General features: G+C 63.8%; 22 protein-coding genes. 13 read left to right on the forward strand and 9 right to left on the reverse strand.

Annotated elements, in window-relative coordinates:
* The first annotated feature begins 35 nt into the window (after positions 1–35).
* Both BDK61_RS15200 and BDK61_RS15205 read left to right on the forward strand, forming a co-directional pair.
* Entirely contained in the window at positions 36–746 is a 711-nt protein-coding gene (locus BDK61_RS15200; RefSeq protein WP_121303646.1) for an SDR family oxidoreductase, read from the forward strand.
* 223 nt (positions 747–969) lie between these two features.
* The gene (locus BDK61_RS15205; RefSeq protein WP_004963472.1) at positions 970–2,307 is read left to right on the forward strand and encodes a sodium-dependent transporter; all 1,338 of its coding nucleotides are present in this window, start codon (positions 970–972) and stop codon (positions 2,305–2,307) included.
* A 470-nt stretch (positions 2,308–2,777) separates the two neighbouring features.
* Here the strand turns inward: BDK61_RS15205 and BDK61_RS15215 are convergent, their stop codons facing one another.
* Complete coding sequence (locus BDK61_RS15215; protein ID WP_121303647.1) at positions 2,778–3,758, reverse strand: DMT family transporter; 981 nt, start codon at positions 3,756–3,758, stop codon at positions 2,778–2,780.
* 224 nt (positions 3,759–3,982) lie between these two features.
* On the opposite strand from BDK61_RS15215, the gene BDK61_RS15220 reads away from it, so the two are divergent.
* The gene (locus BDK61_RS15220) at positions 3,983–4,774 is read left to right on the forward strand and encodes a helix-turn-helix transcriptional regulator (RefSeq protein WP_007188211.1); all 792 of its coding nucleotides are present in this window, start codon (positions 3,983–3,985) and stop codon (positions 4,772–4,774) included.
* Positions 4,775–4,820: 46 nt separating this feature from the next.
* Here BDK61_RS15220 and BDK61_RS15225 read toward each other — a convergent pair whose 3' ends face one another.
* A complete protein-coding gene (locus BDK61_RS15225; RefSeq protein WP_121303648.1) occupies positions 4,821–5,444 on the reverse strand; it encodes a uracil-DNA glycosylase family protein in 624 nt (207 codons plus the stop codon).
* A 141-nt stretch (positions 5,445–5,585) separates the two neighbouring features.
* Between BDK61_RS15225 and BDK61_RS15230 the strand changes: the two genes are divergently transcribed.
* The 4 genes from BDK61_RS15230 to BDK61_RS15245 all read left to right on the forward strand — a co-directional run bounded on the left by BDK61_RS15230 (position 5,586) and on the right by BDK61_RS15245 (position 10,443).
* Entirely contained in the window at positions 5,586–7,136 is a 1,551-nt protein-coding gene (locus tag BDK61_RS15230; protein WP_121303649.1) for an acyl-CoA carboxylase subunit beta, read from the forward strand.
* 2 nt (positions 7,137–7,138) lie between these two features.
* A complete protein-coding gene (locus tag BDK61_RS15235; protein ID WP_004963491.1) occupies positions 7,139–7,444 on the forward strand; it encodes a hypothetical protein in 306 nt (101 codons plus the stop codon).
* Between the two features lie 139 nt (positions 7,445–7,583).
* Entirely contained in the window at positions 7,584–9,434 is a 1,851-nt protein-coding gene (locus tag BDK61_RS15240) for an acetyl-CoA carboxylase biotin carboxylase subunit (protein ID WP_121303650.1), read from the forward strand.
* A 61-nt stretch (positions 9,435–9,495) separates the two neighbouring features.
* Positions 9,496–10,443, forward strand: coding sequence for a biotin--[acetyl-CoA-carboxylase] ligase (locus BDK61_RS15245; RefSeq protein ID WP_121303651.1), 948 nt, complete (start codon positions 9,496–9,498; stop codon positions 10,441–10,443).
* Between the two features lie 20 nt (positions 10,444–10,463).
* Here BDK61_RS15245 and BDK61_RS15250 read toward each other — a convergent pair whose 3' ends face one another.
* The 6 genes from BDK61_RS15250 to pan1 all read right to left on the reverse strand — a co-directional run bounded on the left by BDK61_RS15250 (position 10,464) and on the right by pan1 (position 15,758).
* Positions 10,464–10,943 carry a universal stress protein gene (locus BDK61_RS15250; protein ID WP_011224869.1) on the reverse strand — a complete coding sequence of 160 codons (480 nt, stop codon included), beginning with the start codon at positions 10,941–10,943 and terminating at the stop codon, positions 10,464–10,466.
* A 72-nt stretch (positions 10,944–11,015) separates the two neighbouring features.
* Entirely contained in the window at positions 11,016–11,468 is a 453-nt protein-coding gene (locus tag BDK61_RS15255) for an SHOCT domain-containing protein (RefSeq protein WP_004963500.1), read from the reverse strand.
* Between the two features lie 33 nt (positions 11,469–11,501).
* On the reverse strand, positions 11,502–12,527 hold the full coding sequence (locus BDK61_RS15260) for an amidohydrolase family protein (protein WP_121303652.1): 1,026 nt from the start codon (positions 12,525–12,527) through the stop codon (positions 11,502–11,504).
* 21 nt (positions 12,528–12,548) lie between these two features.
* On the reverse strand, positions 12,549–13,772 hold the full coding sequence (locus tag BDK61_RS15265) for an HD domain-containing protein (protein WP_121303653.1): 1,224 nt from the start codon (positions 13,770–13,772) through the stop codon (positions 12,549–12,551).
* 63 nt (positions 13,773–13,835) lie between these two features.
* Positions 13,836–14,417 (reverse strand): DUF420 domain-containing protein, encoded by a 582-nt coding sequence (locus BDK61_RS15270; RefSeq protein ID WP_121303654.1) that lies wholly within the window; start codon positions 14,415–14,417, stop codon positions 13,836–13,838.
* A 126-nt stretch (positions 14,418–14,543) separates the two neighbouring features.
* Entirely contained in the window at positions 14,544–15,758 is a 1,215-nt protein-coding gene (gene pan1 / locus BDK61_RS15275) for a proteasome-activating nucleotidase Pan1 (RefSeq protein WP_121303655.1), read from the reverse strand.
* A gap of 155 nt (positions 15,759–15,913) precedes the next feature.
* Here pan1 and BDK61_RS15280 point away from each other — a divergent pair, with 155 nt between their 5' ends.
* On the forward strand, positions 15,914–16,654 hold the full coding sequence (locus BDK61_RS15280) for an NAD(P)/FAD-dependent oxidoreductase (RefSeq protein ID WP_121303656.1): 741 nt from the start codon (positions 15,914–15,916) through the stop codon (positions 16,652–16,654).
* Here BDK61_RS15280 and BDK61_RS15285 read toward each other — a convergent pair.
* Positions 16,646–17,686: a M48 family metalloprotease gene (locus BDK61_RS15285; RefSeq protein WP_244209808.1), complete on the reverse strand. Its 1,041-nt coding sequence runs from the start codon at positions 17,684–17,686 to the stop codon at positions 16,646–16,648. The genes BDK61_RS15280 and BDK61_RS15285 overlap by 9 nt on opposite strands.
* A 122-nt stretch (positions 17,687–17,808) precedes the next feature.
* Here BDK61_RS15285 and BDK61_RS15290 point away from each other — a divergent pair, with 122 nt between their 5' ends.
* The 5 genes from BDK61_RS15290 to coaBC are packed head-to-tail and all read left to right on the forward strand — an operon-like array spanning position 17,809 to position 23,759.
* On the forward strand, positions 17,809–18,915 hold the full coding sequence (locus tag BDK61_RS15290; protein WP_244209810.1) for a DUF4129 domain-containing protein: 1,107 nt from the start codon (positions 17,809–17,811) through the stop codon (positions 18,913–18,915).
* The gene (locus BDK61_RS15295; protein ID WP_121303658.1) at positions 18,915–19,658 is read left to right on the forward strand and encodes a DUF7269 family protein; all 744 of its coding nucleotides are present in this window, start codon (positions 18,915–18,917) and stop codon (positions 19,656–19,658) included. The genes BDK61_RS15290 and BDK61_RS15295 overlap by 1 nt, the downstream gene beginning before the upstream one ends.
* Positions 19,655–20,980 (forward strand): DUF58 domain-containing protein, encoded by a 1,326-nt coding sequence (locus tag BDK61_RS15300; protein WP_121303659.1) that lies wholly within the window; start codon positions 19,655–19,657, stop codon positions 20,978–20,980. The genes BDK61_RS15295 and BDK61_RS15300 overlap by 4 nt, the downstream gene beginning before the upstream one ends.
* Positions 20,977–22,542 carry a DUF7519 family protein gene (locus BDK61_RS15305; RefSeq protein ID WP_121303660.1) on the forward strand — a complete coding sequence of 522 codons (1,566 nt, stop codon included), beginning with the start codon at positions 20,977–20,979 and terminating at the stop codon, positions 22,540–22,542. The genes BDK61_RS15300 and BDK61_RS15305 overlap by 4 nt, the downstream gene beginning before the upstream one ends.
* 50 nt (positions 22,543–22,592) lie before the next feature.
* Complete coding sequence (coaBC, locus tag BDK61_RS15310) at positions 22,593–23,759, forward strand: bifunctional phosphopantothenoylcysteine decarboxylase/phosphopantothenate--cysteine ligase CoaBC (RefSeq protein ID WP_121303661.1); 1,167 nt, start codon at positions 22,593–22,595, stop codon at positions 23,757–23,759.
* Positions 23,760–23,794 lie beyond the last annotated feature (35 nt).

Here is a 23,794-nt window from a genome sequence, read left to right on the forward strand (position 1 = left end):
GGGCTTTTATATCACTACTATCCATTGACAGTTGTATGTCAACCGAGTTTAATTTCGACGGTAAGATAGTACTGATCACGGGCGTTGGCGGGGCGCTGGGCAGTGCAGTCGCAAACGCCTTTCTCAAGGCCGGGGCGACCGTCTGTGGTAGTGACATCGTCGAACCGAACACCGAGGATTTCCTGCTTTCCGACCCCGAACGCGTGGATTTCTACCGGGCGGACTTCAGCGACGAGAACGACGTCGCCGACACCATTGACGCGGTCGTCGACGAGCACGGGCGACTGGACTACTTGCTGAACATCGCCGGAACGTGGCGCGGCGACACACCGATCCACGAGACGGATGCGGCCACGTTCGATTTCCTGTTCGACGTGAACCTGAAGACGATGTTTCTGGCGTCGAAACACGCGATTCCACACCTGCGGGAGGCCGAGGGCGCAATCGTCTCCGTCTCCGCGCGGTCGTCGCTGGAGGGCGGTGCAGGCGACGGCCTCTACCGAGCGTCGAAAGCCGGCGTCCGACTGCTAACGGAGACCATCGCGGCGGAGAACCTCGGGTCCGTGCGAGCCAACGCCGTCATGCCCAGCGTCATCGACACCCCGATGAACCGGGAGATGATGCCCGACGCTGATTTCGAGACGTGGGTCGACCCGAAAGATATCGCCGACGTACTGTTGTTCCTCTGTTCTGACGCCGCAGCCGTGACCAGCGGAGCGGCAGTACCGGTGTACGGCGAGGTCTGACGTTGGTGGCTGTATCTGGCCCGCCTGCCGCCCGGCCTTAGCCCCACGTTTCTCGTCGTCACGTATCCGCACTGTCAGGAACCGGCGGCAAGGGGGTATCAGTGCTGATGTCTCGGCTGTTGTTTGGCTTCGAGAGTTATATGTTTATACTGACATTACGGCGGAGTATTGCGAATCGGAATCACGGTGGTTTTTATACCCCAAAAGAATATGCCGCATCACAATGAGTGACAGAGAAACGTGGGCCTCACGGCTCGGGTTCCTTCTCGCAGCGATTGGTAGCGCAGTCGGTCTCGGAAACATCTGGCAGTTCCCGTTCAAGACCGCGACAAACGGCGGCGCAGTGTTCCTCGTCTTTTACCTCGTCGCCGTGTTGCTCATCGGCTTTCCGGCAATGCTGGCAGAGTTCATCATCGGACGGCGAACGAACCGTAATGCCGTCGACGCGTTTGCAGAACTCGGATTCAAGCAGTGGCGGGTCGTCGGTGGCCTGGGCGTCTTTACGGGCTTCTGGATCCTCTCGTATTACAACGTCGTCGGCGGGTGGGTCATGCGATATATCCTCGGTAGCGCAACGGGCGCATACTTCGGAAACTCCGCGGAGTACTTCGGAGCCATCGCCAGTGGGCCAGAAGCTGTCGTCGGACAGGCACTGTTCCTGCTGATCTGTGTCGGTATCGTCGCAGTGGGTGTCGAGGACGGTATCGAGAAGGCGACGAAGGTGATGGTCCCCAGCATCGTTCTCCTCATGATCGGGATGGCGGCCTGGGTTACCACGCTTGAGGGAGCAGGGGCTGGCTACAGCTACTTCCTCTCACCGGACTTCTCCACGCTGGCGGCGAACGCTGGCGACCTGATTCCGTTCGCAGTTGGACAGGCGTTTTTCACCCTCTCGCTGGGGATGGCAGCCATGATTACCTACTCCTCGTACATCGGTGACGACGAGAGCCTCCCGGTGGACGGTGGCATCATCGTCGTGACGAACACGCTCGTTGGTGTGCTGGCCGGGCTGGTCGTGTTCCCGATTCTCTTCGCCATCAACGTCAGCCCCGACACCAGCGGTCCGTCGGCCATCTTCGTCGCGATGGCGTCGGCGTTCCCACAGCTCCCCGGGGGTCGACTCCTCGGTGTCGTGTTCTTCGGCGTTGTCCTCATCGCCGCGATCTCCTCCGCCATCAGCCTCCTCGAGGTTGCAGTCTCCTACGGCGTCGACAACACGTCATACTCACGAGTGTCTCTGGCGGCGATGCTCGGAGTTGTGCTGTTCGTTCTCGGATTCCCGTCAGCCTGGGACCTGGCGTGGTTCGGCTGGTTCGACACGCTCGCGTACAAGCTGTTCCTCCCGCTGTCAGTGCTGCTCATCCTAGTGTTCGTCGGCTGGGTGCTCTCCTCCAACGCAGTTGCCGAGCTCCGACAGGGGACGGGTGGGCTCCGGGCATTCGGTCCGACCTGGCTCTGGATGGTCCGAACGGTGGTTATCCTCGGCGTGCTCCTGACGCTGGCGCTCGGCCTGCAGACGCTGTTCCTCGCTGAGGACCCCGCGATTATCCCGCCAATATAACCGACGCACAGCCTCGGTTTCCCGCGGACCTTCTTCGCGACGGTTTGTAGTGACCGCCCGGTGTATCCGGTCGTCGCGAGATGTTTTTTCCAGCCGTAGCAGCCTAGCCACGTGCAGAAGGGCGGCATGTCGCTCACGAACTGCGCAGGCGTAGATACACGCCACCGAAGAGACAGACCGTTGCCACCAGCAATAGACCACCGCTCAGCACGTCTCTGAGGACCCCGGAAACACCGGGATGCTCGATAAGTCCGAAGGTGCCCTCAAACGCTATCGACTGAAACACTAGCGCCAGTCCGCCTATCGGTATCAACAGTTGTCGACTGCGTGTATTTTCACCGACAGTCATACCCGTAGGGATACATGACGGTGGAGTGAATACTTTGCTGAATCTCTGTGGCCGGCAGGCTCAGTGTACTCCCTATCCTAAGTGAGGTCGAAACAGGCATATGACACCCTAACGGCCTGTCTCAGTCGGACTCGAACCCGCGCTGTTCGTCCGCAATGCCGAGACTTTCGGACACAGTGTCACCCTCGTCGGTAGTAGCCGGGAGCAGTGCCCGGATGTCGACCGACTCGCTGCCCAGTACTACGAACCCCGTGAAGATAGTCAGGAAGCCCGCCACTGCGGTCGGGGTGATTGCCTCACCGAGCACGGCCCACCCGCCGAGCGTTGATACAACGGGGACCACGTAGAAGATGAGGTTGGCCTGAATTGCACCGGTGACATCGAGCAGGCCGAAGTATGCGATGTAGGCGATTGCGCCGGCGAAGATGCCGACGTACAGCAGGGCTGCTATCGCAGTCGGCGACCACACCGCCGTGGCCGCGGATTCGCCCATACCGATGCTCAGCGCATGGCAGAGCGCGGCGGCGACAGGGAGCGCCCATGCGGTTCGGACCGTACTCGACAGGCCACCGCCGGACCACCGGATGAGCACGCTTCCCAGCGCCGCGCTAGCCGCGCCAGCGAACAGGATTAGCTTGCCGATGCCCCCGCTCAGGAGCATTGCCGGGTCAGGGCTAACGACGAGACCGACACCGAGCAGGCCGATAACCATCCCGAGACCGCCGCGGGCCGAGAGTCGTTCGTCGGAGAGCAAGATAGCGGCGAACACCGGCGTCAGTATCGGGTTGAGGCTGAAGATGATAGCGGCAACCGCGCTGGTAGCGGACTGCTGGCCGACGAATATCAGCGCGTTTGCGAGGCCGAGCGCGAACAGGCCTGTCGAGAGAATCCCAAGCGCGTCGCCTCGGGTCCGTGGGAGCAGTTCGTCCCGGGACCGCGTCACCACAACATACCCAAGGAGCACGACAGCGGCGATGTCGAACCGGAGAGCGACGAACAGAAGCGGCGGGAGATACGACAGTCCGGCCTTCGCGCCGACGAAGGTCCCGCCAAGCAGGACACTGGCAACGGCGGCGAGGGCGAAGGTCCGGCGCGAAATCATACCGCCACCTCGTATTTAGTTTCTGATACAACTGCACAGCCGACAGAGAGAGCACGGAGAGAAACCTGAATCATCGTACTCTACAGTACGGTATCGATACTTATAGGCCCGTTTAGAAAATATTACATAACGCGAAACGGCCGAACACCCGTGGCGGATGTGCACGGTGTGAAATTATTTCATACTACGAAAGCGCTTTAGGACGGACTCCCTAACGTGACGGTATGGAATCGGCGCTCGAAGAGATCGAGTTCCTCGCGCTCTCGTCAAACCGGGTCGAGGTGTTGCGGCTTCTGGCCACGGAGCCACACTCACGCGGGGAACTGGCGGCCGAAACCGGCGCGTCACAGGCAACGCTCGGCCGGATCATCGCTGACTTCGAAGAGCGGTCGTGGATTCGCCGAACAGGGGGCGAGTACGTCGCCACGGCGACGGGCCGCATCGTTGCTAACGGGTTCACCGACCTCCTCGGTAGCCTCGAAACCGAGCGGCGGCTGCGCGACATCGTCCAGTATCTCCCCACCGATGCGATGGCCTTCGACCTGCAACATCTGGCCGACGCCACGATAACCGTTCCAAGTCAGACGCGGCCGAACGCGCCGGTCCAGCGATTGCTCGACCTGCTTCGAGATGCCGAGGAAGTCCGGACGTTCTCCCATGCGTTCAACGACCAGGCGATTCGAGTCGTTCAGGAACGGGTCACCGCCGGCGAACAGCGGTTCTCGGGCGTGTTCTCGCCCGGCGCGATAGACGCACTGGCGGCGGACGACCGACTCCGGAAACGACTCGAATCGCTGCGTGCCGAACCGGACGCGTCAGTCCGGGTGCGAACCGACGGTGTGCCACTTGCGGTGATGATCGCCGACGACGTGGTCCATCTGCTGTTGCGGGACGACAACGGCGTTCTACAGGCGTCGATCGATACGACCGCGCCGGCCGTCCGCGAGTGGGCTATCGAGGCGTTCGACGCGTACTGGGCGTCCGCGGAACCGCTCTCGGACGAGTGGGCGCTGTAGCCACTGTTTCTGATCGTCGGAGCCGCTGTAAGAATCAATAGAACCGCTACCGGACCAGATACGGGTCCTCGCCCGGCATGAACCGACCGAGGTCTGCCTCGCGGCGATAGTCGGTCTTCAGTAGCGCAGTCAGGACGTCGACAAGGGCGTCTTCGTCGTCGTCGCTCCACTCCGCGGGCTCTTTGATCGGGTAGACGAGCCAGCCGCTGCCGGGCACCTCGGTTGCGTGCAGCGCGTCCATGTCGATCGATTCGGTCGGCTCCGAGGTCGTGTTCGCGAACACGTGTCGCGTGGCCCGCTCGCCGACAGGCAGGAGGACGTGGGCAGTGATGGCCCGGAGTTCCGTGTCGAACAGCGGCTCCAGAGCTTCGTAATCCGCGTCTGTCGGTGGGTCACCGCCGCACATATACAGGTACGACAGGTAGGTCTTCTCGACGGTTGGCGGCGTGCCAGCCTCGGCGAGCAGTCCAGCCTCAACGAGCGCCCGCTGGAGGCGTTCGGCCGCAGCGTTGTCGGTAAACGGGATGCCAGACGTTGCGCCACCGTGGACGCCGGGGTGGTCACCGATGACGTGGAAGTGGGCGTTGGCGTCGCCGTACCCCGGCACAAACGGCTCACACGGTGCGTCGAAGCCAAAGGGGTTGTGCTGGCGGGCCGTGACGTTCTTCACGCGCGAAAGCAATGGGCCGTCGCTCAAAACTCCGCCGGTTTCCGTTATCGAATACAAGAAATAATGGTTAAGTTTGATAACGCTTTTCTCGGATGCCCGCAAGGAGTCGGATATGCTCCGGTCCGGGAGAAGTGATATCGCGTGAGCCACGATGACCGTGTCGAGGACCTTCGGGAACGAAAAGCCGAGGCCGAACGAGGCGGTGGCGAGGAACGAATCGAGGCGCAACACGACCGCGGGAAACTCACCGCGCGTGAGCGCATCGATTACTTCCTCGACGACGGCACCTTCGTCGAGATCGACTCGCTCCGTGAACATCGCTCGACGAACTTCGACATGGCCGACAAGAAAGTACCGGGAGACGGCGTCGTCGTCGGCTACGGCAAAGTCGACGGCCGCCGGGTGTACGTCTTCGCCCACGACTTCACCGTCTTCGGCGGGTCGCTGGGCGAGGCGTTCGCCCAGAAGGTCTGTAAGGTGATGGACAAGGCCATCGAGACGGGCGCGCCCATCATCGGCCTGAACGATTCCGCCGGTGCGCGGATTCAGGAAGGGATCGACTCGCTGGCGGGCTACGCCGATATCTTCCACCGCAATCAGCAAGCTAGCGGTGTCGTGCCACAGATTTCGGCCATCATGGGGCCGTGTGCCGGCGGTGCAGTGTACTCCCCGTCCATTACGGACTTCGTCTACATGGTCGAGGAGACCAGCCACATGTTCATCACCGGGCCGGACGTCATCGAGACGGTGACCGGCGAGGAGGTCGGCTTCGACGAACTCGGCGGCGCGAAGACCCACGCCTCCGAGTCCGGGGTGGCCCACTTCACGGCCGCCGACGAGAAAGAGGCGATGGACGACATCCGCTACCTCCTCTCGTATCTCCCCCAGAACAACGTCGAGGACCCGCCACGGGTCGAGCCCTGGGACGACCCCGAGCGCCGGGACGAGGCGCTGAAGATGGCTGTTCCCGACGCACCACAGAAACCCTACGACATGACGGATGTCGTCGGGCGTATCGTCGACGAGGACTCCTTCTTCGAGGTGGCTGAGGACTTCGCGCGCAACATCGTCATCGGGTTCGCCCGCATGGACGGTCACAGCGTCGGTGTCGTCGGCAATCAGCCACGAGTCAACGCCGGGACGCTGGACATCAACGCCTCGCGGAAGGGCGCGCGCTTCGTCCGGTTCTGTGACGCGTTCAACATCCCGATTCTCACGTTCGTCGACGTGCCCGGGTTCATGCCCGGCAAGGACCAGGAACGCAACGCCATCATCAACCACGGCGCGAAGCTCCTGTACGCCTACTCTGAGGCCACCGTGCCGCTGGTGACCGTTATCACCCGGAAGGCCTACGGCGGGGCCTACGACGTGATGGCGTCGAAGCACATCGGCGCGGACATGAACTACGCCTGGCCGACCGCCGAAATCGCCGTGATGGGGCCGAAAGGTGCGGTGAACGTCCTCTACGACGACGAACTGGAGGACGCCGACGACGTGGAGGCCCGCCGGCAACAACTCATCGACGAGTACCGCGACGCCTTCGCAAACCCCTATACGGCGGCCAAGCGCGGCTTCGTCGACGATGTCATCGAACCCCAGGAAACCCGCCCGCGGCTCATCGACGACCTTGACCTCCTCCGGGGGAAACGCAAGGACCAGCCCGACCGCAAGCACGGCAACATCCCACTGTAACGATGGCGGCTGACACTGACTCGGCTGTCGATGCAGATCTGGTCGCAGAAATCGCCGCCCAACTCGACGACGCGTCGACGGCCGAAGCGGCTGCTATCGCCGTCGCTATCGGCGCACACCTCACCGACCGCCAGCGTGCGGCAGCAGCGGCCGCGGCGGCTGCGGCGGCAGACGACGGTGACTCCTGGGACGGCAGACAGTGGTCGTTCTCCGGGCGCGTTGAAGCCACGCAGAAGCGGTCCGTTCGGGTTCGCTCGGACGCGCCGACCGACCCCTGGAGCGCTGCCGGCCGCGCCGAACGGTTCTAATCGCGGACAGTTTTTTGTCAGTTGCTCGGCGACGCCCTGAGTCGGTTTGTGGTCATGTTCCATACTAACATGATTATATATGTAAGTTTGGCCGCTATCTGCGCATAGTTTTATGGGCCGACTCTCAGTATGAGGGCGTATGTTCGATAAGGTGCTCGTCGCTAATCGCGGGGAGATAGCGGTGCGCGTGATGCGCGCATGCGAGGAGTTGGGCATCGGCACAGTGGCCGTCTACTCTGATGCCGACAAGCACGCCGGTCACGTCCGGTATGCGGACGAGGCGTACAACGTCGGTCCGGCCCGTGCCGCAGACTCCTATCTCGACCAGGAAGCGATTATCGACGCGGCCAAGCAGGCCGACGCTGACGCCATTCACCCGGGGTACGGCTTTCTCGCGGAGAACGCCGACTTCGCCGCGCGCGTGCAGGAAACGGACGGCGTCACCTGGGTCGGCCCCGAGAGTGAGTCGATGGAGGCACTGGGCGAGAAGACGAAGGCTCGCAAGATCATGCAGTCGGCTGACGTGCCTATCGTCCCGGGGACGACCGACCCGGTCGAAGACCCCGAGGAAGTCGTCGAGTTCGGCGAGGAGAATGGGTTCCCGGTGGCTATCAAGGCCGAAGGCGGTGGTGGCGGCCGTGGAATGAAAATCGTCCACGACCCCGAAGAAGCCGAAGAGCAGCTCGAAAGCGCAAAACGGGAGGGAGAGGCGTACTTCTCGAACGACTCTGTCTATCTCGAACGCTATCTGGAGAACCCTCGCCACATCGAGGTTCAGATTATCGCCGACCACCACGGCAACGTCCGGCATCTGGGCGAGCGTGACTGCTCGCTCCAGCGCCGCCACCAGAAAGTTATCGAGGAGGGTCCCTCGCCAGCCCTGAACGATGCGCTCCGCGAGAAGATCGGCGACGCTGCCCGACGCGGCGTCCGCGAATCGGACTACTACAACGCCGGGACTGTCGAGTTCCTCGTCGAAGAGGACACCGACCGCGAGCAAGGGGAACTGCTCGGCGAGGAGGCGAACTTCTATTTCCTCGAGGTTAACACCCGCATTCAGGTCGAGCACTGCGTCACCGAGGAGATCACCGACATCGACATCGTCAAGTGGCAACTGCGGGTGGCGATGGACGAGGAGATCACCTTCGACCAAGACGACGTGGAAATCGAGGGCCACGCGATGGAGTTCCGAATTAACGCCGAGAACGCCGCTGACGACTTTGCGCCCGCAACCGGCGGTAGCCTCGACACCTACGACCCGCCGGGCGGTATCGGCGTCCGCCTCGACGACGCGCTCCGGCAGGGCGACGACCTCGTCACGGACTATGACTCGATGATCGCGAAGCTCATCACCTACGGCGGGGACCGTGAGGAGTGTATCGAGCGCGGGAAACGGGCGCTCAAGGACTTCGACATCGAAGGCATCCCGACCGTCGTTCCGTTCCACCGCCTGATGCTCACCGATGAGAAGTTCGTCAACGGGACACACACCACAAAGTACCTCGACGAGCACCTCGACCGGACGCGCATCGAAGAAGCGCAGGAGCAGTGGGGCACGGTCACCGAATCCGACGGCGAAGGCGACGAGGACGAGGAAGTCGTCGAACGCGAATTTACCGTCGAGGTCAACGGCAAGCGCTTTCAGGTCGACCTCGAAGAGCGCGGCGCACCCCCAATCAACGTCGGCAACGTAGACGCCGACGGTGGGAGCCAGCCACAGCGGCCACAGGGTGGCAGTAGCTCTGACGGCGGAGGCGGCAGTGCCACCACCGCCGAGGGTCAGGAGGTTGCCGCTGAGATGCAGGGGACGATTCTGGAGGTCAACGTCGAGGAAGACGACGAAGTCGAGGCCGGCGACGTTCTCTGTGTGCTCGAAGCGATGAAGATGGAAAACGACATTGTCGCCGAACGCGGCGGCACTGTCAACGACGTAGCCGTCAGCGAGGGCGAATCCGTCGACATGGGCGACTTGCTCTTTGTGATCGGGTGAGCGCGGCCTGCCCGCCGCGCACTGCAGACGCCTTTTATTCCGGCCGGTCGAAGCCCCGGATATGAACGACACACGCCACCGGGTGCTCGATGCACTGGCCGACGGTCCTGTTTCGGGGCCGACTCTCGCCGACGAACTGGATATCTCTCGCTCCGCGGTCTGGAAGCACGTTGAAGCGCTCCGTGACGAGGGGTTCGAGATCCGTAGCGACGACGCGGGCTACGCCCTCGATTCGGTACCGGAGTTCGGGGCGAGCGCGGTCGAATACGGCCTCGATGCGCCGTTTTCTGTCGAGTACCACGACAGCATTCCCAGCACGAACGCACGCGCCAGAGACCTTGCGGCAGAAGGGGAGTCAGACACTGTGGTGCTGGCCGACGAACAGACCGGCGGCCGGGGGCGCCTCGACCGTGATTGGCACTCGCCGAGCGGCGGAATCTGGCTCTCGGTACTGTTCCGTCCCGACGTGCCGATGGCCCACGCGCCGGTGTTCACGCTTGCGGCCGCTGTCGCGGTGACACGGGCGGCCCGTGAGGCCGGCGTCGAGGCCGGCATCAAGTGGCCCAACGACGTACTCGTCCGCCACGGCGACGAGGAGCGCAAACTGGTCGGCATCCTCACCGAGATGGAGGGGGAGGCCGACCGCGTCTCCTGGGTCGTCGTGGGCATCGGGGTCAACGCGAACGTTGACCCAGCAGAACTGCCCGATGAAGCAAACCCGACGAGTCTCTCGACCGAACGGGGCGAACCGCTCGACAGGCGACTGTTCACGCAGCGACTGCTAGAAGAATTCGACGCGTTGCGACAGGATACGGGGCGCGTCGTCGAGGCGTGGCGGGAGTACGCGACGACGCTGGGCAAACGGGTCCGGGTCGAGACACCGGGAGGCCCTATCGAGGGCGAAGCCGTGGACGTACAGTTCCCGGGCGCGCTCGTTATCGAGACAGCATCCGGTACAGAGGTCGTTTCAGCGGGAGATTGTGAGCATCTCCGCCCGGTTTCGGAGTGAGCGCAACGACAGGGGACACGTCACTGTGGGACGCCGGCAGGCTGCTCATCCTCCGGGAGGTCTTGCATCGCTGTCTCCACCGGAACGGTGACGACTGGGACGTGGGCTGACCGGACGACCCGTTCGGCGACGCTGCCCAGCAACAGGCGGTCGATGCCGCCGCGACCGTGGGTCCCCATCACGATGAGGTCACAGCCGTGCTGGCTCGCGTACTCGACGATTTCCCGGCTTGGGCTTCCCTCGGCCGTGGCTCGCGTGACAGTCACGTCGTCGGCAACGAGACGTTCCACCATGTCCAGCGCCATCTCACCTTCGCGGTGAAGCGAGTCGGTGACGCCCTCCCACGTCGGCTCGTGCGGGAGCGTGGAGAACCGACCGATGTCGACGACGTACAGCGCGTGAATCTCACTGTCGTGAGCCGTTGCAAGCGCCTCAGCGTGTGTGAGTATATCTCTCGACCCCGCTGATCCGTCAGTCGGGACCAGTATCCTGTTGTACATACTGTACTATTGACTGGCTGAACGGATATAGTTTGGTAAAAGATAACATGCAACAACCAAACAGGGTAGTGTTCAGTTCAACTCTCGGTCTCGTTCGAACTCCGCTGTCCCGGAGTCATCCACGGACGGGCCGTCAAGGGCCTGTTCGAGTCGGCGTTCCAGTTCCGCCTCGGTAATCTCCCCGTTAGCGTAGCGCTCAGAGAGCCGATCGACGGGGTCTGTTTCGTTGGCCTCGCCAGTCGTGTGTGCGGCCTGTGCCCGTGACGCGTCAGTCGCCGACGCCGTTGCCTCGTCCTGACCGAAAACCTCTGACACGACCCAGTACACGGCGTAGCCGATGGCCAGTATGAACCCGATGGTGGCAGCCAGAGAGAGGAGTCCCAGTATGAGACCGATGAGACCGAAGAACAGTCCGAACGCAACTCTCACAGCCGCGATGACGACAAACAACGAGACCAGCCCTAACAGGCCATACAGGAGTATTTTCAGTGGTGTACTCAGGGCGCGGTCGGTGGTGGAGGGCATTGCCCAAAGATACTATTCCCGCAGTGATAAGAATTATTCCGTCATCGGATGGACGACTCGTCGAACGTCGGCCGTCCCTGCCCGACGAACGACTGCCCGAACGGGGTTCTGTGCGCCGCAGAGATTGTCCGAATCCCCGTCGAGCACCAGCAGGCGTGCCGGTTGTCCGGTCTTGATGAGTCCGCCGCCAAGCCCCGCGATTTCGGCTCCGTTGACTGTGGCCATCCGCAACACCTCGCGGGCTGAGAGGTCGTACAGCTTCGCGGTGAACTCCATCTCGCGGAACATCGACGGGCTGTTGAGCATGACGTTGTCCGTCCCGAGCGCGACCGTCGTCCGGTCAGCCAGTGCTTCGACCGGCGGACGGCCAACGCCGGTGACGATGTTCGACCGGGGACAGACCACAACGGGGATTTCGCTGTCGGCGACCCGTTCGAGATGCAGCGACTTGGCGTGAACCATGTGGACGAGGAAGTCCGGGTTGAGGTCAAGGGCGGGATTGATATCGGAGCTATCGACCTCACCCGCGTGGATGCCGAACAGCTTCCCGGTCTGTCGCGTCGCGCGTCGCTCCGCCCCGAACTCACTGTCGTTGGCCCCGCTCGCGCCGAACCCGTCTCCCAGTTCCATCGCGTCGGTCGTCTCGCGCCCGAGAATTACGCTTTCGAGGTCTGAGCCCGCCAGCGCATCCTGTATCGCGCGGACACCCTCGACACCGCCCTCCCGGAACTCGATGACCGCGCCGGTTCCCGACTGTTCCATGAACGACAGCGTCCGCTCCATCGCGGCCACTAATTCGTCTCGGCTCGCATCGTGGAGGAGTCGATGTTTCAGGCCGTCCGGCGGGGCGACCAGTTCCTCCAGCGAGAGCCCCTCGCCGGCCTCCTTGGCGATAGAATCGCCGATGTGGGTGTGGGCGTTGACGAACGCCGGCGCTACGATGTCGTCGCTGTCGACCGCGGTTTCCTCGACAGCGGTTATCTCCCCGTCTTCGACGACGACACGGCCCTCGACGGCCTCGAACGACCGCCCCGTCAGAATCGTCCCTTCCAGAATCACACTCCCTGTTCGCCCGTTCTCTCAATTAAACTCATCGAGGGTCGCATGGATACCTGTCCGTACGTCCCGAACCCGAGCCCCGTCGAGGTCGAGTCCGAGTTCGCGGATGGCCGCCGCGCCGACCCGCTCACTCTCGGCGTCCGGCGCATAGACGCCGAGCCGCCACTGGTCGCGCTGGGCGGCGCGGATGGCGTTGACCAGCGTCGACTGCTCGCCGAGTCGACGGACCCCACCGTTGACGAGGACACGGCTGCTGGACTCGGTCATCGACGGTTCGGGCGGAATGTCGAGCACAACGGCGTCCCTGTCGACGTTCGCTTCGTCGGCGATAGCCTGCTCCATCGCGCCGACCGCGTCGTGGTCGGCCGCCAGCACCTCGTCGGGCACGGCCTGCCACTCCGCCCAGACGGCGCGTTTGTAGAGGTCCCGCTGGCTCAGCCGCCGTGCGTACGCCGCCGTCGCGTCGCACTGTCTGAGCGCCACGAGCAGGTCGTTATCGTCCCACCGGCGAAGCGTCTCGGCCGTTGTATCAGTCGCGGCGAGTAGTTCTTCGGTCCCGCGCCGCAGCATCGACTTGGCGATGCGGGCGACGTGGTGCTGGTAGACAGTGGGGTTCATCAGCGCCCGTGCGAGCAGGAGCGACTCGGCCGTCTGGATGTTCCCCTCATCGAGGACGAGTTCACCGTCGACAAAACACAGCTCCCGGACCAGCCGCTCGTGGTCGATAGTCCCGTATGGAACGCCCGTGTGGTGGGCGTCGCGGACCAGATAGTCCATCCGGTCGACATCCAGTTCGCCGGAGACGAGCTGGCCCAGTTCGCCCTCGCCGGCAACGAGGCCGGCCACGCGGTCCGGATTGAGGCCGTGTTCGGTGAGCACGCGTGCGACAGGGCCGTCACCGAGTAGTTCGTCCACGTCGTCGTGGTACTTGCCCGTTCGGCGGTGGATGAGCGCTTCGACGTTGTGGCTGTACGGTGAATGCCCCACGTCGTGGAGCAACGCCGCGGCTCGGACTCGCTCGGCCTGCTGGCCCTCGATACCCAGGTGGGACAGCACTCGGTCTGCGAGGTGATAGACGCCCAGCGAGTGCTCGAATCGGGTGTGGTTCGCCGAAGGATAGACGAGCGTCACCGTGCCAAGCTGGGAGATGTGCCGGAGCCGCTGGACCGGCGGTGTATCGAGCAATGCCGCCGCGACGCCCTGAATCTCGATGTGGTCGTGGACGCTGTCCTTGATTGTGGTCATTGTCCGGGCCTACGGCGGCGGCGGGCAAAATCGTTCGCCACTGCACGCACCGGGAGGGGTCGCCTACCGGGGGACCCAGCCGTAGATGTGGTTCAGCATGACGTAGGTCACGAGCCCGAGGAAGAGACTCAGTCCCCAAGCAGAGACGGCGATGCGGCCTACGCGAGCGTGAATCGTTTCCCTGAGTTCCGCCGGGGAGTGCGTCAGGCCGAGGACGACCGCGTGGACGACAACGGGCACGGACACCGCAGACAGCAGGATATGGATCGCCAGCATCACGATGTACGCCGTCCAGACGAACCCTTCGGCGACGATCTCCTTCTCGAAGCCGCCGCCGACTTTGAGAATATACAGCGCCAGAAACACCATGATGAGCGTGAACGCGGTCAGCATCGCTGCGCGGTGTTTCTGTACCTGATTGTTCTTGATGAAGTAGACGCCGGCGACGATTGCGACCAGCGCGATACTGTTGACGACGGCGATTGCGTCACCCAGCAGGATGACGGTGTCGTTCGAGAACTCGGGGAGGGGTAATACGCCACCGAACGCGCCGAACACGAGCGCGTAGCCAACGACCGAGACGGCGGCGGTGACGAGCCGCGGACGAGCGCGGGCACGCGACTGGAGTGTGTCTGCGACGGCCATACCAGCAGGTCAGGACCGGAGTGGTAACTGTGTTCTGAAACGGGCGAGCACGACAGCGCAATTGTGAGTCGAAGCGCTGACTACTGGCCTGAAAAGAGCGGAGAATCGGATAGAAGCGTGGCCGAATCAGGCGAACGTCCGGGAGACGTCCTCGTCGTCGGTCTCTTCCTGCTGAATCTTCTCCCAAGCGTTGTGGAAGTCCGCCATCGTGACCTCGGTGCGGTCGTCGCGGATGGCGAACATCCCGGCCTCGGTACAGATGGCCTTCACGTCAGCACCGGAGGCGTCCGTTATCTCCTCGGCCAGCGCCTCGAACTCCACGTCGTCGGAGACGTTCATGCTACGGGTGTGGATCTGGAAGATCTGCTTGCGACCTTCGAGGTCGGGGTTCGGGACCTCGATAAGGCGGTCGAAGCGGCCGGGGCGGAGGATAGCACGGTCGAGCATGTCGAAGCGGTTCGTCGCGGCGATGATACGGATGTCACCGCGGTCATCGAAGCCGTCCATCTCCGAGAGTAGTTGCATCATCGTCCGCTGAACCTCGGCGTCGCCGGAAGTCTTTGACTCCGTTCGCTTGGCCGCGATAGCGTCGATCTCGTCGATGAAGACGACGGCGGGCTCCTCCTGACGGGCCAGTTCGAACAGGTCCCGGACGAGCTTCGCGCCCTCACCGATGAACTTGTGGACCAGTTCGGAGCCGGCCATCTTGATGAACGTCGCGTCGGTCTCGTTGGCGACGGCCTTCGCTAGCATCGTTTTGCCGGTGCCGGGCGGGCCGTGCAGCAGGACGCCGCTCGGCGGGTCGATGCCGACGTCTTCGAACATCTCGGGGCTCTTCAGCGGCATCTCGACGGTTTCCCGGACTTCCTCCATCTGCTCTTCGATACCGCCGATGTCGGCGAATGTGACATCCGGCGACTGGTCGACCTGCATCACGCGAGCGCGAACGTCAGTCTCGTCGTCAAGCTGTTTGACGATAGAGAGGGAGTTGTTGACAGCGACGCGGTCGTCGGGTTCGAGTTCCTCGCGCATCTCGTCGGTGACCTCTGTCAGGGCCTCCTGATTGTTGCCGTGCTGTTTGATAATCACGCCATCGCTGGAGAGTTCCTGAACGGTCGCGACAAACAGCGGTGACTGCTTGAGCTTCTTGTTCTCGTGCGTAAGCCGTTCGAGCTTCTGCTGGTACTTGTTGTTTTCCGCGTTCGCGTCCAGCAGCTTATCGCGCATCTCCTCGTTCTGCGATTCGAGCACCTCTAGCCGCTCCTGCAGCGCCTCGATCTTCTGTTGCTGAGACGCGTCATCGTCGTACGGCATATCGACCTCGTCGACGGTGTCGGTCATTACGACGCCTTTAGTAGGTGTATCGTTATGAGGCTTCGGGTAGTCTCAGAAACTGTATCGCCCGGTGTGTGCCTTGACGGGGCCGTTACTGGCTGCTCTCCGTCTATAGGTCTCAAACCGGCATGTTTCTTGGCCCCCGCTGGAAACATCCGTCCATGCCAACCGACCGCGAAGAAGTCATCATCGTGGGCGGCGGCGTCGCCGGACTGTCGGCGGCGATCTACACCGCTCGCGCCGACCTGTCGACCCGGATCATCTCGACCGGTGAGTCGATACTGAACCGCAATGCCCACCTAGAGAACTACCCCGGATTCCCGGCGGGAATCAACCCCCGGCTCTTGCTCGAACTCATGCGGGCACAGGCGCGTCGCGCCGGTGTCTGGTTCATCGACGGCGAAGCCGAACAGGTGACGGAAACTGCGGAGGGCTTCGAGGTAACCTGTACCGACGGCGAGTCATACGACGCGACCTACCTCATCGCCGCGTCCTGGTCGGACCCGTCGTATCTGGAGGGGCTGGACCTCTCACTCATCGACCGTGGGTCGAAGCAGTTCATCTCGACCGACGAGCAGGGCCGGACCGATATTGAGGGGCTGTACGGGGCCGGCCGGCTGGCCGAGCAGCACCACCAGACCATCGTCGCCGCGGGCCACGGCGCACAGGTCGGGCTCACACTGCTAGAGGACTCCGACATCGACTTCTATCACGACTGGACCGCGCCGGAGGGGTATTTCACCGGCCGCGACCGACCGGTTCCGCCGGGCTGTGAGGAGATCGACGAGGCGGAGCGCAAGAAGCGCGAACAGGAGTCTCTGGAGATTATGCGACGGTACTTTGAGGAGCCGATGCCGGGCGAGCCGACGATGCATCCGAGCGTCGAGCAGGATTCAGACTGACCCTGTTTCGAGCGAGCGTGCGACTGACTGCAGTCGTTCGACCCGCTCCGTCGTCGGTGGATGGGACCGTGTTTCGATAGCCAGGGAATCGCTCGACGCCGCCGTATCGAACCCGTAGGGAAGGAAGCACAGTCCGCGGACGCCCGCGTACGCGGAGCGTTTGTCCGTCCCCGGCCGGTCGTCGACCCCGCTGTCGAGCGTCTCTAACGCCCCGACGAGCGCGGCGGGGTCGCCGGTCAGCTGGGCCGCGCTCCGGTCGGCAGCAAACTCCCGAGCGCGTGAGAGCGACCGCCCGAGGACGACGACGGGAGCAGTGAACACACCCAGCGCGACGCTACCCAGCAGGACTGTCACCGCAAACAGAAACAGAAACCCCAGCGTGAACGAGAGGCTTCCGAAGGGGGCCGCAAGCACCCGGGCACTGAACACGTACGCGAAACCGAGCGCGACCAGCCCGAGCGCGTAGCGACTCCCGCCGGGAAGCAGGTCCGCAAGCGGGTCGTACTCGCCGTTGGTCAGCGACGGAAGGAAGCTGGCCAGTGTCATGACGGTCGCGTCGCGGTTGGCGACGTGCATGAGTTCGTGGGCCAGCACGGCATCAAGTTCGTCGCCGTCGAGCGCCGAGAGGAGCCCCTCGCTGACGACCACCGTCGCGCCGCCAAGCGTCCCAATAGCGAAACTGTTCGGTACGTCGGCGTCCGCGACGGCAATCCGTGGCGGCGTGAGGTCGGCCAGTTGCGCGAGCCGTTGCACCCGTTCGTGGAGGGCAGGGTACTCATCGGGGCCGACGATGCGAGCGTCAACCTCGGCCATCGTCTGGGCGCTGGTGTACCGGAGCTGTGCCCAGACAAACGCCACAAGAGCAGGGGTGAGAATGGCTATCCACCAGGCGATGCGTGCCGATGCACCACCGAACGGGAGGTGAGCCGCGACGGCATTCCGCACCGGCACAAGCCAGGGTGTCAGGAGCACCGCCGCGGTCGCAACCACAGCGATATCGACAGCGACGAGGAGCAAGAGGGTCCACAGCATACGGCGAGTCAGTGTCCGCATAGGGGTAGTTCTGCTATATCCACAGCGAATGAAAGGTTTTCTGTTCGGACAGTCACACAGTGAGGGAAAATATTTACTCTGTCGCTGGAAACGGTCTCGTAGTGTCAACAAAGCTGGTGCGTGCCGCCCTCGCCCTCCTCTGTGCAGTCGCTGTTCTGTTCGGCACGGCGCTGTTTCCCGGCGCAATCGGCGTCGAATTCGAGTCAAGCGGCCCCCTCGACAGCCGAGCGAGCGGGCCGGCCACGCCCGACGGAACAGGGCCCGACGAAATCGACGGTGGGCCGACGCCGGTAGCGACGAGCGATAGGGCAGCGACGACGCCACAGGCGACAAACGATGAGCCGGCGGCGACGCCAACACCCACGGAGACAGCGACAGAAACGCCGGCGGCCGGCGACGGGGAAGACAGTGGGTCACCCATTCTGGTGAAGCTGTTCGGGCTGGCGCTGATCGGCGGGTTCGGTATCGTTGCAGTCGGCGTTATCCGGGCCGCATCGAACGCGGAGGGTGGCGGGTGGACAGACGTTGGACTCCGACTGCACCCTATCATCGGCAACCTGGCCAAGACAGTCGTTTCGACAGTTTCGAACGGGACGATTGGGCGGACTATCGGCCGGATTCCGAAGGTAACGACCACCGCGTTGCTCTCGGGATCGGCGGCGCTCTCACGAGTCGGGGCCGGTATCAGTGCTGTCTCCGGCGGTATCCTGGCCGGATTGTCGACGGGAGTCGGGTCGGTCGGCACGATGTCACTGCGGGGAGTCGCCGGCCTGCCGAGTGCGTTCGGGTCGCTCTCAGTCGCGCCGTTCAGAGCCCTCAGCGGGTTCGGCGGAACCGGTGGCTTCCTTGCCTCCGTTCGGAGTGGCGTCGACAGCCCGTTGCTGTTTGGCTCGTCGGACTCGGAGCAAAGACAGTCGACGGCCACCGAATCAACGAGTGAGACGGATGACGGGCCGGACATCGATTCACTGTCGGTGCAGGAAGCCTGGGCGCTGCTAGCTGACCGCGTGTCAGTGTCGGACCCCGAGACGGCGACGCCCGGGGAGTGCGCCCGCCGGGCTATCGACAGTGGACTTCCGGCCGAGCCCGTGCGCCGGCTAACTGTCCTCTTTCGGGAGGTCGAATACGGCGGGCGGTCGGCGACCGGGGACCGAACAGAATCGGCTCGTGCCGCTCTCAGAGAACTCCTTGGAAGGGGTGACGACTGATGAGTGATGCTGAATCACAACAGGGGGAAACTGCCAGCGCAACCATCGATATCAGTGTTGACCGCCCGGCACCGGGGCGCAGGTTCGTCCAGTACACCCTGCTGGGACTCGCCGCGCTTGCTGGGGCAGTGTTCGTCGTTACTTTCCCCTCAGTGCTTCCGGATGTCGGGAGCGGAACGGCCAGACAACTACAGCTTGTTGCAAGCGTCAGCGCTGCCGTAATCGGCGTTTTCGGCCTGTACACGGTTGTTCGGACACAGGATTCCACTCTGCCGCCAATAAAGGGGAGCCAGCCGCGTGACCCATATGGTGACGACGAGACAGGCGACAGATCGACGGAGTTGCTCGATGAACTGCTAGAACCGGAAGCGACACAGGCAGAATCCGGCGAACTGATCGGCGACGATATCGACGAGTTGCTCGAGAAAATCGACGGACGCGTCGACCCGTACAACGGCCTCGAAGCGAGCTATGCGTCGGAAATCAGGAACAGGCTCCGTGAGGCCGCGCGACAGATGCTGGTCGAAACGGCGGAGATGTCGATGGAGGCGGCGGCCCGGGACGTCCGCACTGGTTCGTGGACGGACAACCGCCGGGCAGCCACCTTCCTCGGCGGCCCGGACGCGCCTGACCCGCCAATCGAGATGCAGCTACGGGACTGGGCCAGCGGCGAGGGGTTCGACCGGAAGGTCGAGGCGGCGACGGCCGAAATACGCCGCCTCCAGCGGGGTGAACACGCGTGAGAACGCGTGAAACAACCCAGCGCAACGTCGGCGTCTCGGCCGCGCTGGTGGCCGGCGGGGCCGGTATCATCACCGGGAACCCGGTGATTTTCATGGTCGCAGCGGTGGCGCTGGTGTACGCGGCCTATCAGGCGGCCATCGGTGACCCGGAGCCGACGCTCACAATCGAGCGCCACGTCGAACCGATTGACCCGCTCCCCGGCTCAGAGGTGACAGTGACGCTGACGCTCACGAACGACGGGGACGCGACGCTGCCTGACATTCGCGTTCTCGACGGCGTCCCGGAGCGGCTGGAGGTCGTCGACGGCTCCCCGCGGTTCGGAACCCATCTCGAAGCCGGGGCGTCAGATTCAGTCACCTACACGGTCGACGCCCGGCGCGGTGACCACGCGTTCACCGACGTGGCGGTCGTCTGCCGGAACCTGACCGGGACCGTCGAGTTCGCCGAGCAGGTCACCGTCGAGACGAGACTCTCGTGTAGTGCCAGTGTGGACACCGTTCCGCTCTCGGGCCAGACGCTTTCCCAGTCCGGGCGTATCCCGACAGACGCCGGCGGGAACGGGCTTGCCTTCTACGCTATCCGCGAGCACCAGTCCTCGGACCCGATGAGCCGCGTCGACTGGAACCGCCTCGCGAAGACGAACGAGCTCGCGACAATCGAGTTCAAGGAGACGCGAGCAGCCACCGTCATCACGCTCGTCGATTCCCGACACTCCGTTGCGGGCGAGGCAAACGCGCCCACGGCTGTCCAGTTCTGTGCCTACGCGGCCCAGCAGGTCGGCTCGGCGCTTCTAGGGATGGACAACCGCGTCGGTGCCGCCGTCTACGACAGTGGCGAGACACTACAGCCATCGGCCAACCGGGCACAGGAACAGCGATTGAAAAGGTTCCTGAAGGGTGTTGTGAGCGGGTCGGCCACCGGGCCCTCTGGGACTCGCGATTCGTGGCTGTTCGATACCAACACCCGAACCCGGCCGGCGGAGTCGTCGACTGAAATGGCAGACCGCTACGGAATCGCCGACGGCGGCGATGCGGTGGCGACACTCGACCGCTCGATTCCGAGCGAGTCACAGGTCGTGTTCTGTACGCCCCTGCTCGACGACCGGGCGGCCGATGCGGCAAAACGACTCGCGGCGTACGGACACGCAGTCACGGTCGTCAGCCCAGACATGACGGGCGGTGACAGTCCGGGACGTACCGTCGAGCGAATCGACCGAACGGCCCGCCTCGACACCCTTCGAGGAACAGTTCGAGTTGTCGACTGGACGCCCACGGAACCGCTCGCGAAAGCCCTCATTCGTGCAACGGAGCGGTGGGCATGACGGCACTCGACAATCGACCGGCGGCGTCGAGCGCGGCGCTGACCGGAACGGTCGCAGTGCTCGTCTCGCTCGTCCTCGGCCTCGCTGTCGTGGACCCGATACCAGTGCTGGCCGGCTTCGGCGGCGGGCTCTGTATCGCTGCCGGGGTCTGGGCGCTCCGCAGCGAGGCCCGCGAGCGCATCGCTGGCGGCAGTATCCTCATCATCATCGGCGCAGGCGTGTTCTGTGGGACCGCGCTACTGGCGACTGACTACTGGTCGCTCGTTGTGGCGCTTGGGTTCCCGCTGGCCGCCACACTCGTCGTCATCGACGCGAGTAGCGGGCTGGTGCCGCCGGCCGATGCGACGGACGAACTCTCGGCAATGCTTGATGAGAGTTTCGTGGTACTGGTGGTTGGCGTCATCGTCACAATTGTCTGTGCCGTCGCCACTGCCGTCAGGCTCCCCTGGGTGTTTGTTCGCGTTGTCACTGGCTTCTCTCTCCACCCGCTCGTGGGCTTCGTGACGCTACAGGCCGGGGTCCTGCTTGCCCTGTTGTTGCTGGACCGGGCCACGGAGACGCTGGAGTCGTGGGTTCCGGCACCCACAGCGACGACCGACCGGGCGCTCGAACGACTGGACTTGCTGGGGACAAACTGGTGGGACATCGACACCCCGCTCAAGGCCGCCGTTGGCCTGCAGTTGCTCGTGGCGTTTGTTCCGACGGCGCAGATGCTGTTTGACCGCTTCCTCGACAGTCTCCCAGTGCTCGGATCGGCCCTTCAGGTCGCCTTCAGTGGCCCGCTCCATCTCCCCCTTGCAGCCGGGATTCTGGCGTTACTGGCTATCCTCATCGTCGAACGGCTCCGGCAGTGGCTACTACAGTGGCTCGGGGACGACCCCGGACAGTCACTGGCACGGCAGACCGGCAGTATCGTGGCCGCTGTGGGACTGCTGCTGGGCGCACTGGCCCTTACTGCCGCCGGCGTGACCCGGCGAGTAGCGCCCACGTTTACCGGAGGCGGCCATTATGGCTCGGCTACCCTATTGCTGCTCGGCGTCTTGATTTCGGTCGCCGTCCTCCGCGGTCTCATCACGCTGCTGGCCGAACTAGTCGGCGCAGAGGTACTGTCGCGACGGGTGGCGGGATTCGCGACCGGAAGCGGGCTGCTGTTCGTCATGACCTTGCTCGGGGCTGAGCGCGGACTCGCACCGATACTCGTCCTCGTCGGAAGCGCGGCGGCGCTACTGGTCTGGGACGCCGGCGCGCACGCCAGCAGTATCGGGCAGCAACTGGGCCGGGACGCCGAAACGACGGACAGCGAGTTCGTTCACGTCACCGGAACTGCGGCCGTCCTCGCCGGGGCTATCCTCCTCGTGCTGTTCGTTCGATACGTGCTCATCCCGGTCGCGGTTCCAACCACGTCGGCCGGGCTCTCATTCAGTTCGGTACTCGCGCTCGGACTGGTCCTGCTGGCGATAGCTGCGTTCGCCCTCGCACTGAACGCACATGAGGAGGGACCACACACCAGCGGTGACAGGAGCGGCAGCCGGGGCAAGCGGACTGCCGACGACAGCGATTAGCGCCGCCGGAGAGACAGGGGCTTTTACCCCCGCACCGCGAACCCGCAGGTATGCTGACCGGAGTCAACGTCGTTCTGGGGGTTTCGGGGTCTATCGCGGCCGTCAAGACGGTGGAAGTCGCACACGAACTCCGACGACAGGGGGCGTCCGTTCGGGCCGTGATGACCGACAGCGCGACGGGCATCATCCATCCGTGGGCGCTTGAGTTCGCGACGGACAACGAGGTCGTTACCGAAATCACAGGCAGTGTCGAGCACGTCGACCTCTGCGGGCGCTCGGGCTGGGGGGACGTGCTCTTGCTCGGACCGGCGACGGCAAACACCGTCGGCAAGGTCGCCGCGGCAATTGACGACACGCCCGTAACGACGTGTGTGACGACCGCACTCGGTGCTGACGTGCCTGTCGTCGTCGCGCCGGCGATGCACGAACCGATGTACGACCACCCCGGTGTATTGGACGCTATTGACCGCGTCGCGTCCTGGGGCGTCGAGTTCGTTGACCCGCGAATCGAGGAGGGGAAAGCCAAGATCGCAACTGAGGAGGCCATCGTCACAGCGACCGCCCGGGCCGCGGGCGACCGGCCGCTGGCCGACGAGCACGTCGTTGTGACCGCGGGCGCGACCACGGAATCAGTCGACCCCGTTCGGACGCTCTCGAACCGATCCTCGGGGCGGACCGGACGGGCGGTCGCGCGGGCCTGTTACGTCCGCGGGGCCGACGTGACGCTGGTCCACGACGGACCGGACGTTCCTTACGCGACTGTCGAGCGGGTCGAGTCCGCCGCGGAGATGACAGCGGCTACCCGGCGGGTCGCCGACTCCGCTGACGCGCTGATCTCGGCAGCCGCTATCTCAGATTACACCGTTGAGCAGGCTCCCGAGAAGATCAAGAGCGGACAGGCAGAACTGACGCTGACGCTCGAACCAACGCCGAAGCTCATCGACACTGTTCGGGCAGACCACCCGGACCTTCCCATAGTCGGATTCAAAGTCGAAACCGAAGGCGACGACGAAACCCTGGTCGAGCGCGCCCGCGAGATACGCGAGCGGGCCGGGCTGGCCTTCGTGGTCGCCAACGACGCGAGCGTGATGGGCGACGACGAGACGCGCGCCCTGCTTGTCGACGCAGACGCGGCTACGGAGTACGTTGGGGAAAAACAGGGTCTGGGTGCCCGTGTCGCCAACGAACTCGGTGACCATCTGTCCAGTCGTGACTGAGCGCGTAACCGATTACGAAATAGTTTTGCGTGTTC

Origin of the sequence: Haloarcula quadrata, assembly GCF_003634715.1 — an archaeon.
GTDB classification, from domain to species: domain Archaea; phylum Halobacteriota; class Halobacteria; order Halobacteriales; family Haloarculaceae; genus Haloarcula; species Haloarcula marismortui.

What these genes read in the sequence shown, in the direction of transcription:
- BDK61_RS15200 (WP_121303646.1), top strand. Translation starts at nt 36, where the DNA reads ATGTCAACCGAGTTTAATTTCGACGGTAAGATAGTACTGATCACGGGC.
- pan1 (WP_121303655.1), bottom strand. Translation starts at nt 15,758, where the DNA reads ATGACCGACACCGTCGACGAGGTCGATATGCCGTACGACGATGACGCG.
- BDK61_RS15215 (WP_121303647.1), bottom strand. Translation starts at nt 3,758, where the DNA reads ATGATTTCGCGCCGGACCTTCGCCCTCGCCGCCGTTGCCAGTGTCCTG.
- BDK61_RS15245 (WP_121303651.1), top strand. Translation starts at nt 9,496, where the DNA reads ATGAACGACACACGCCACCGGGTGCTCGATGCACTGGCCGACGGTCCT.
- BDK61_RS15250 (WP_011224869.1), bottom strand. Translation starts at nt 10,943, where the DNA reads ATGTACAACAGGATACTGGTCCCGACTGACGGATCAGCGGGGTCGAGA.
- BDK61_RS15270 (WP_121303654.1), bottom strand. Translation starts at nt 14,417, where the DNA reads ATGGCCGTCGCAGACACACTCCAGTCGCGTGCCCGCGCTCGTCCGCGG.
- BDK61_RS15255 (WP_004963500.1), bottom strand. Translation starts at nt 11,468, where the DNA reads ATGCCCTCCACCACCGACCGCGCCCTGAGTACACCACTGAAAATACTC.
- BDK61_RS15280 (WP_121303656.1), top strand. Translation starts at nt 15,914, where the DNA reads ATGCCAACCGACCGCGAAGAAGTCATCATCGTGGGCGGCGGCGTCGCC.
- BDK61_RS15265 (WP_121303653.1), bottom strand. Translation starts at nt 13,772, where the DNA reads ATGACCACAATCAAGGACAGCGTCCACGACCACATCGAGATTCAGGGC.
- BDK61_RS15220 (WP_007188211.1), top strand. Translation starts at nt 3,983, where the DNA reads ATGGAATCGGCGCTCGAAGAGATCGAGTTCCTCGCGCTCTCGTCAAAC.
- coaBC (WP_121303661.1), top strand. Translation starts at nt 22,593, where the DNA reads ATGCTGACCGGAGTCAACGTCGTTCTGGGGGTTTCGGGGTCTATCGCG.
- BDK61_RS15285 (WP_244209808.1), bottom strand. Translation starts at nt 17,686, where the DNA reads ATGCTGTGGACCCTCTTGCTCCTCGTCGCTGTCGATATCGCTGTGGTT.
- BDK61_RS15235 (WP_004963491.1), top strand. Translation starts at nt 7,139, where the DNA reads ATGGCGGCTGACACTGACTCGGCTGTCGATGCAGATCTGGTCGCAGAA.
- BDK61_RS15205 (WP_004963472.1), top strand. Translation starts at nt 970, where the DNA reads ATGAGTGACAGAGAAACGTGGGCCTCACGGCTCGGGTTCCTTCTCGCA.
- BDK61_RS15305 (WP_121303660.1), top strand. Translation starts at nt 20,977, where the DNA reads ATGACGGCACTCGACAATCGACCGGCGGCGTCGAGCGCGGCGCTGACC.
- BDK61_RS15295 (WP_121303658.1), top strand. Translation starts at nt 18,915, where the DNA reads ATGAGTGATGCTGAATCACAACAGGGGGAAACTGCCAGCGCAACCATC.
- BDK61_RS15240 (WP_121303650.1), top strand. Translation starts at nt 7,584, where the DNA reads ATGTTCGATAAGGTGCTCGTCGCTAATCGCGGGGAGATAGCGGTGCGC.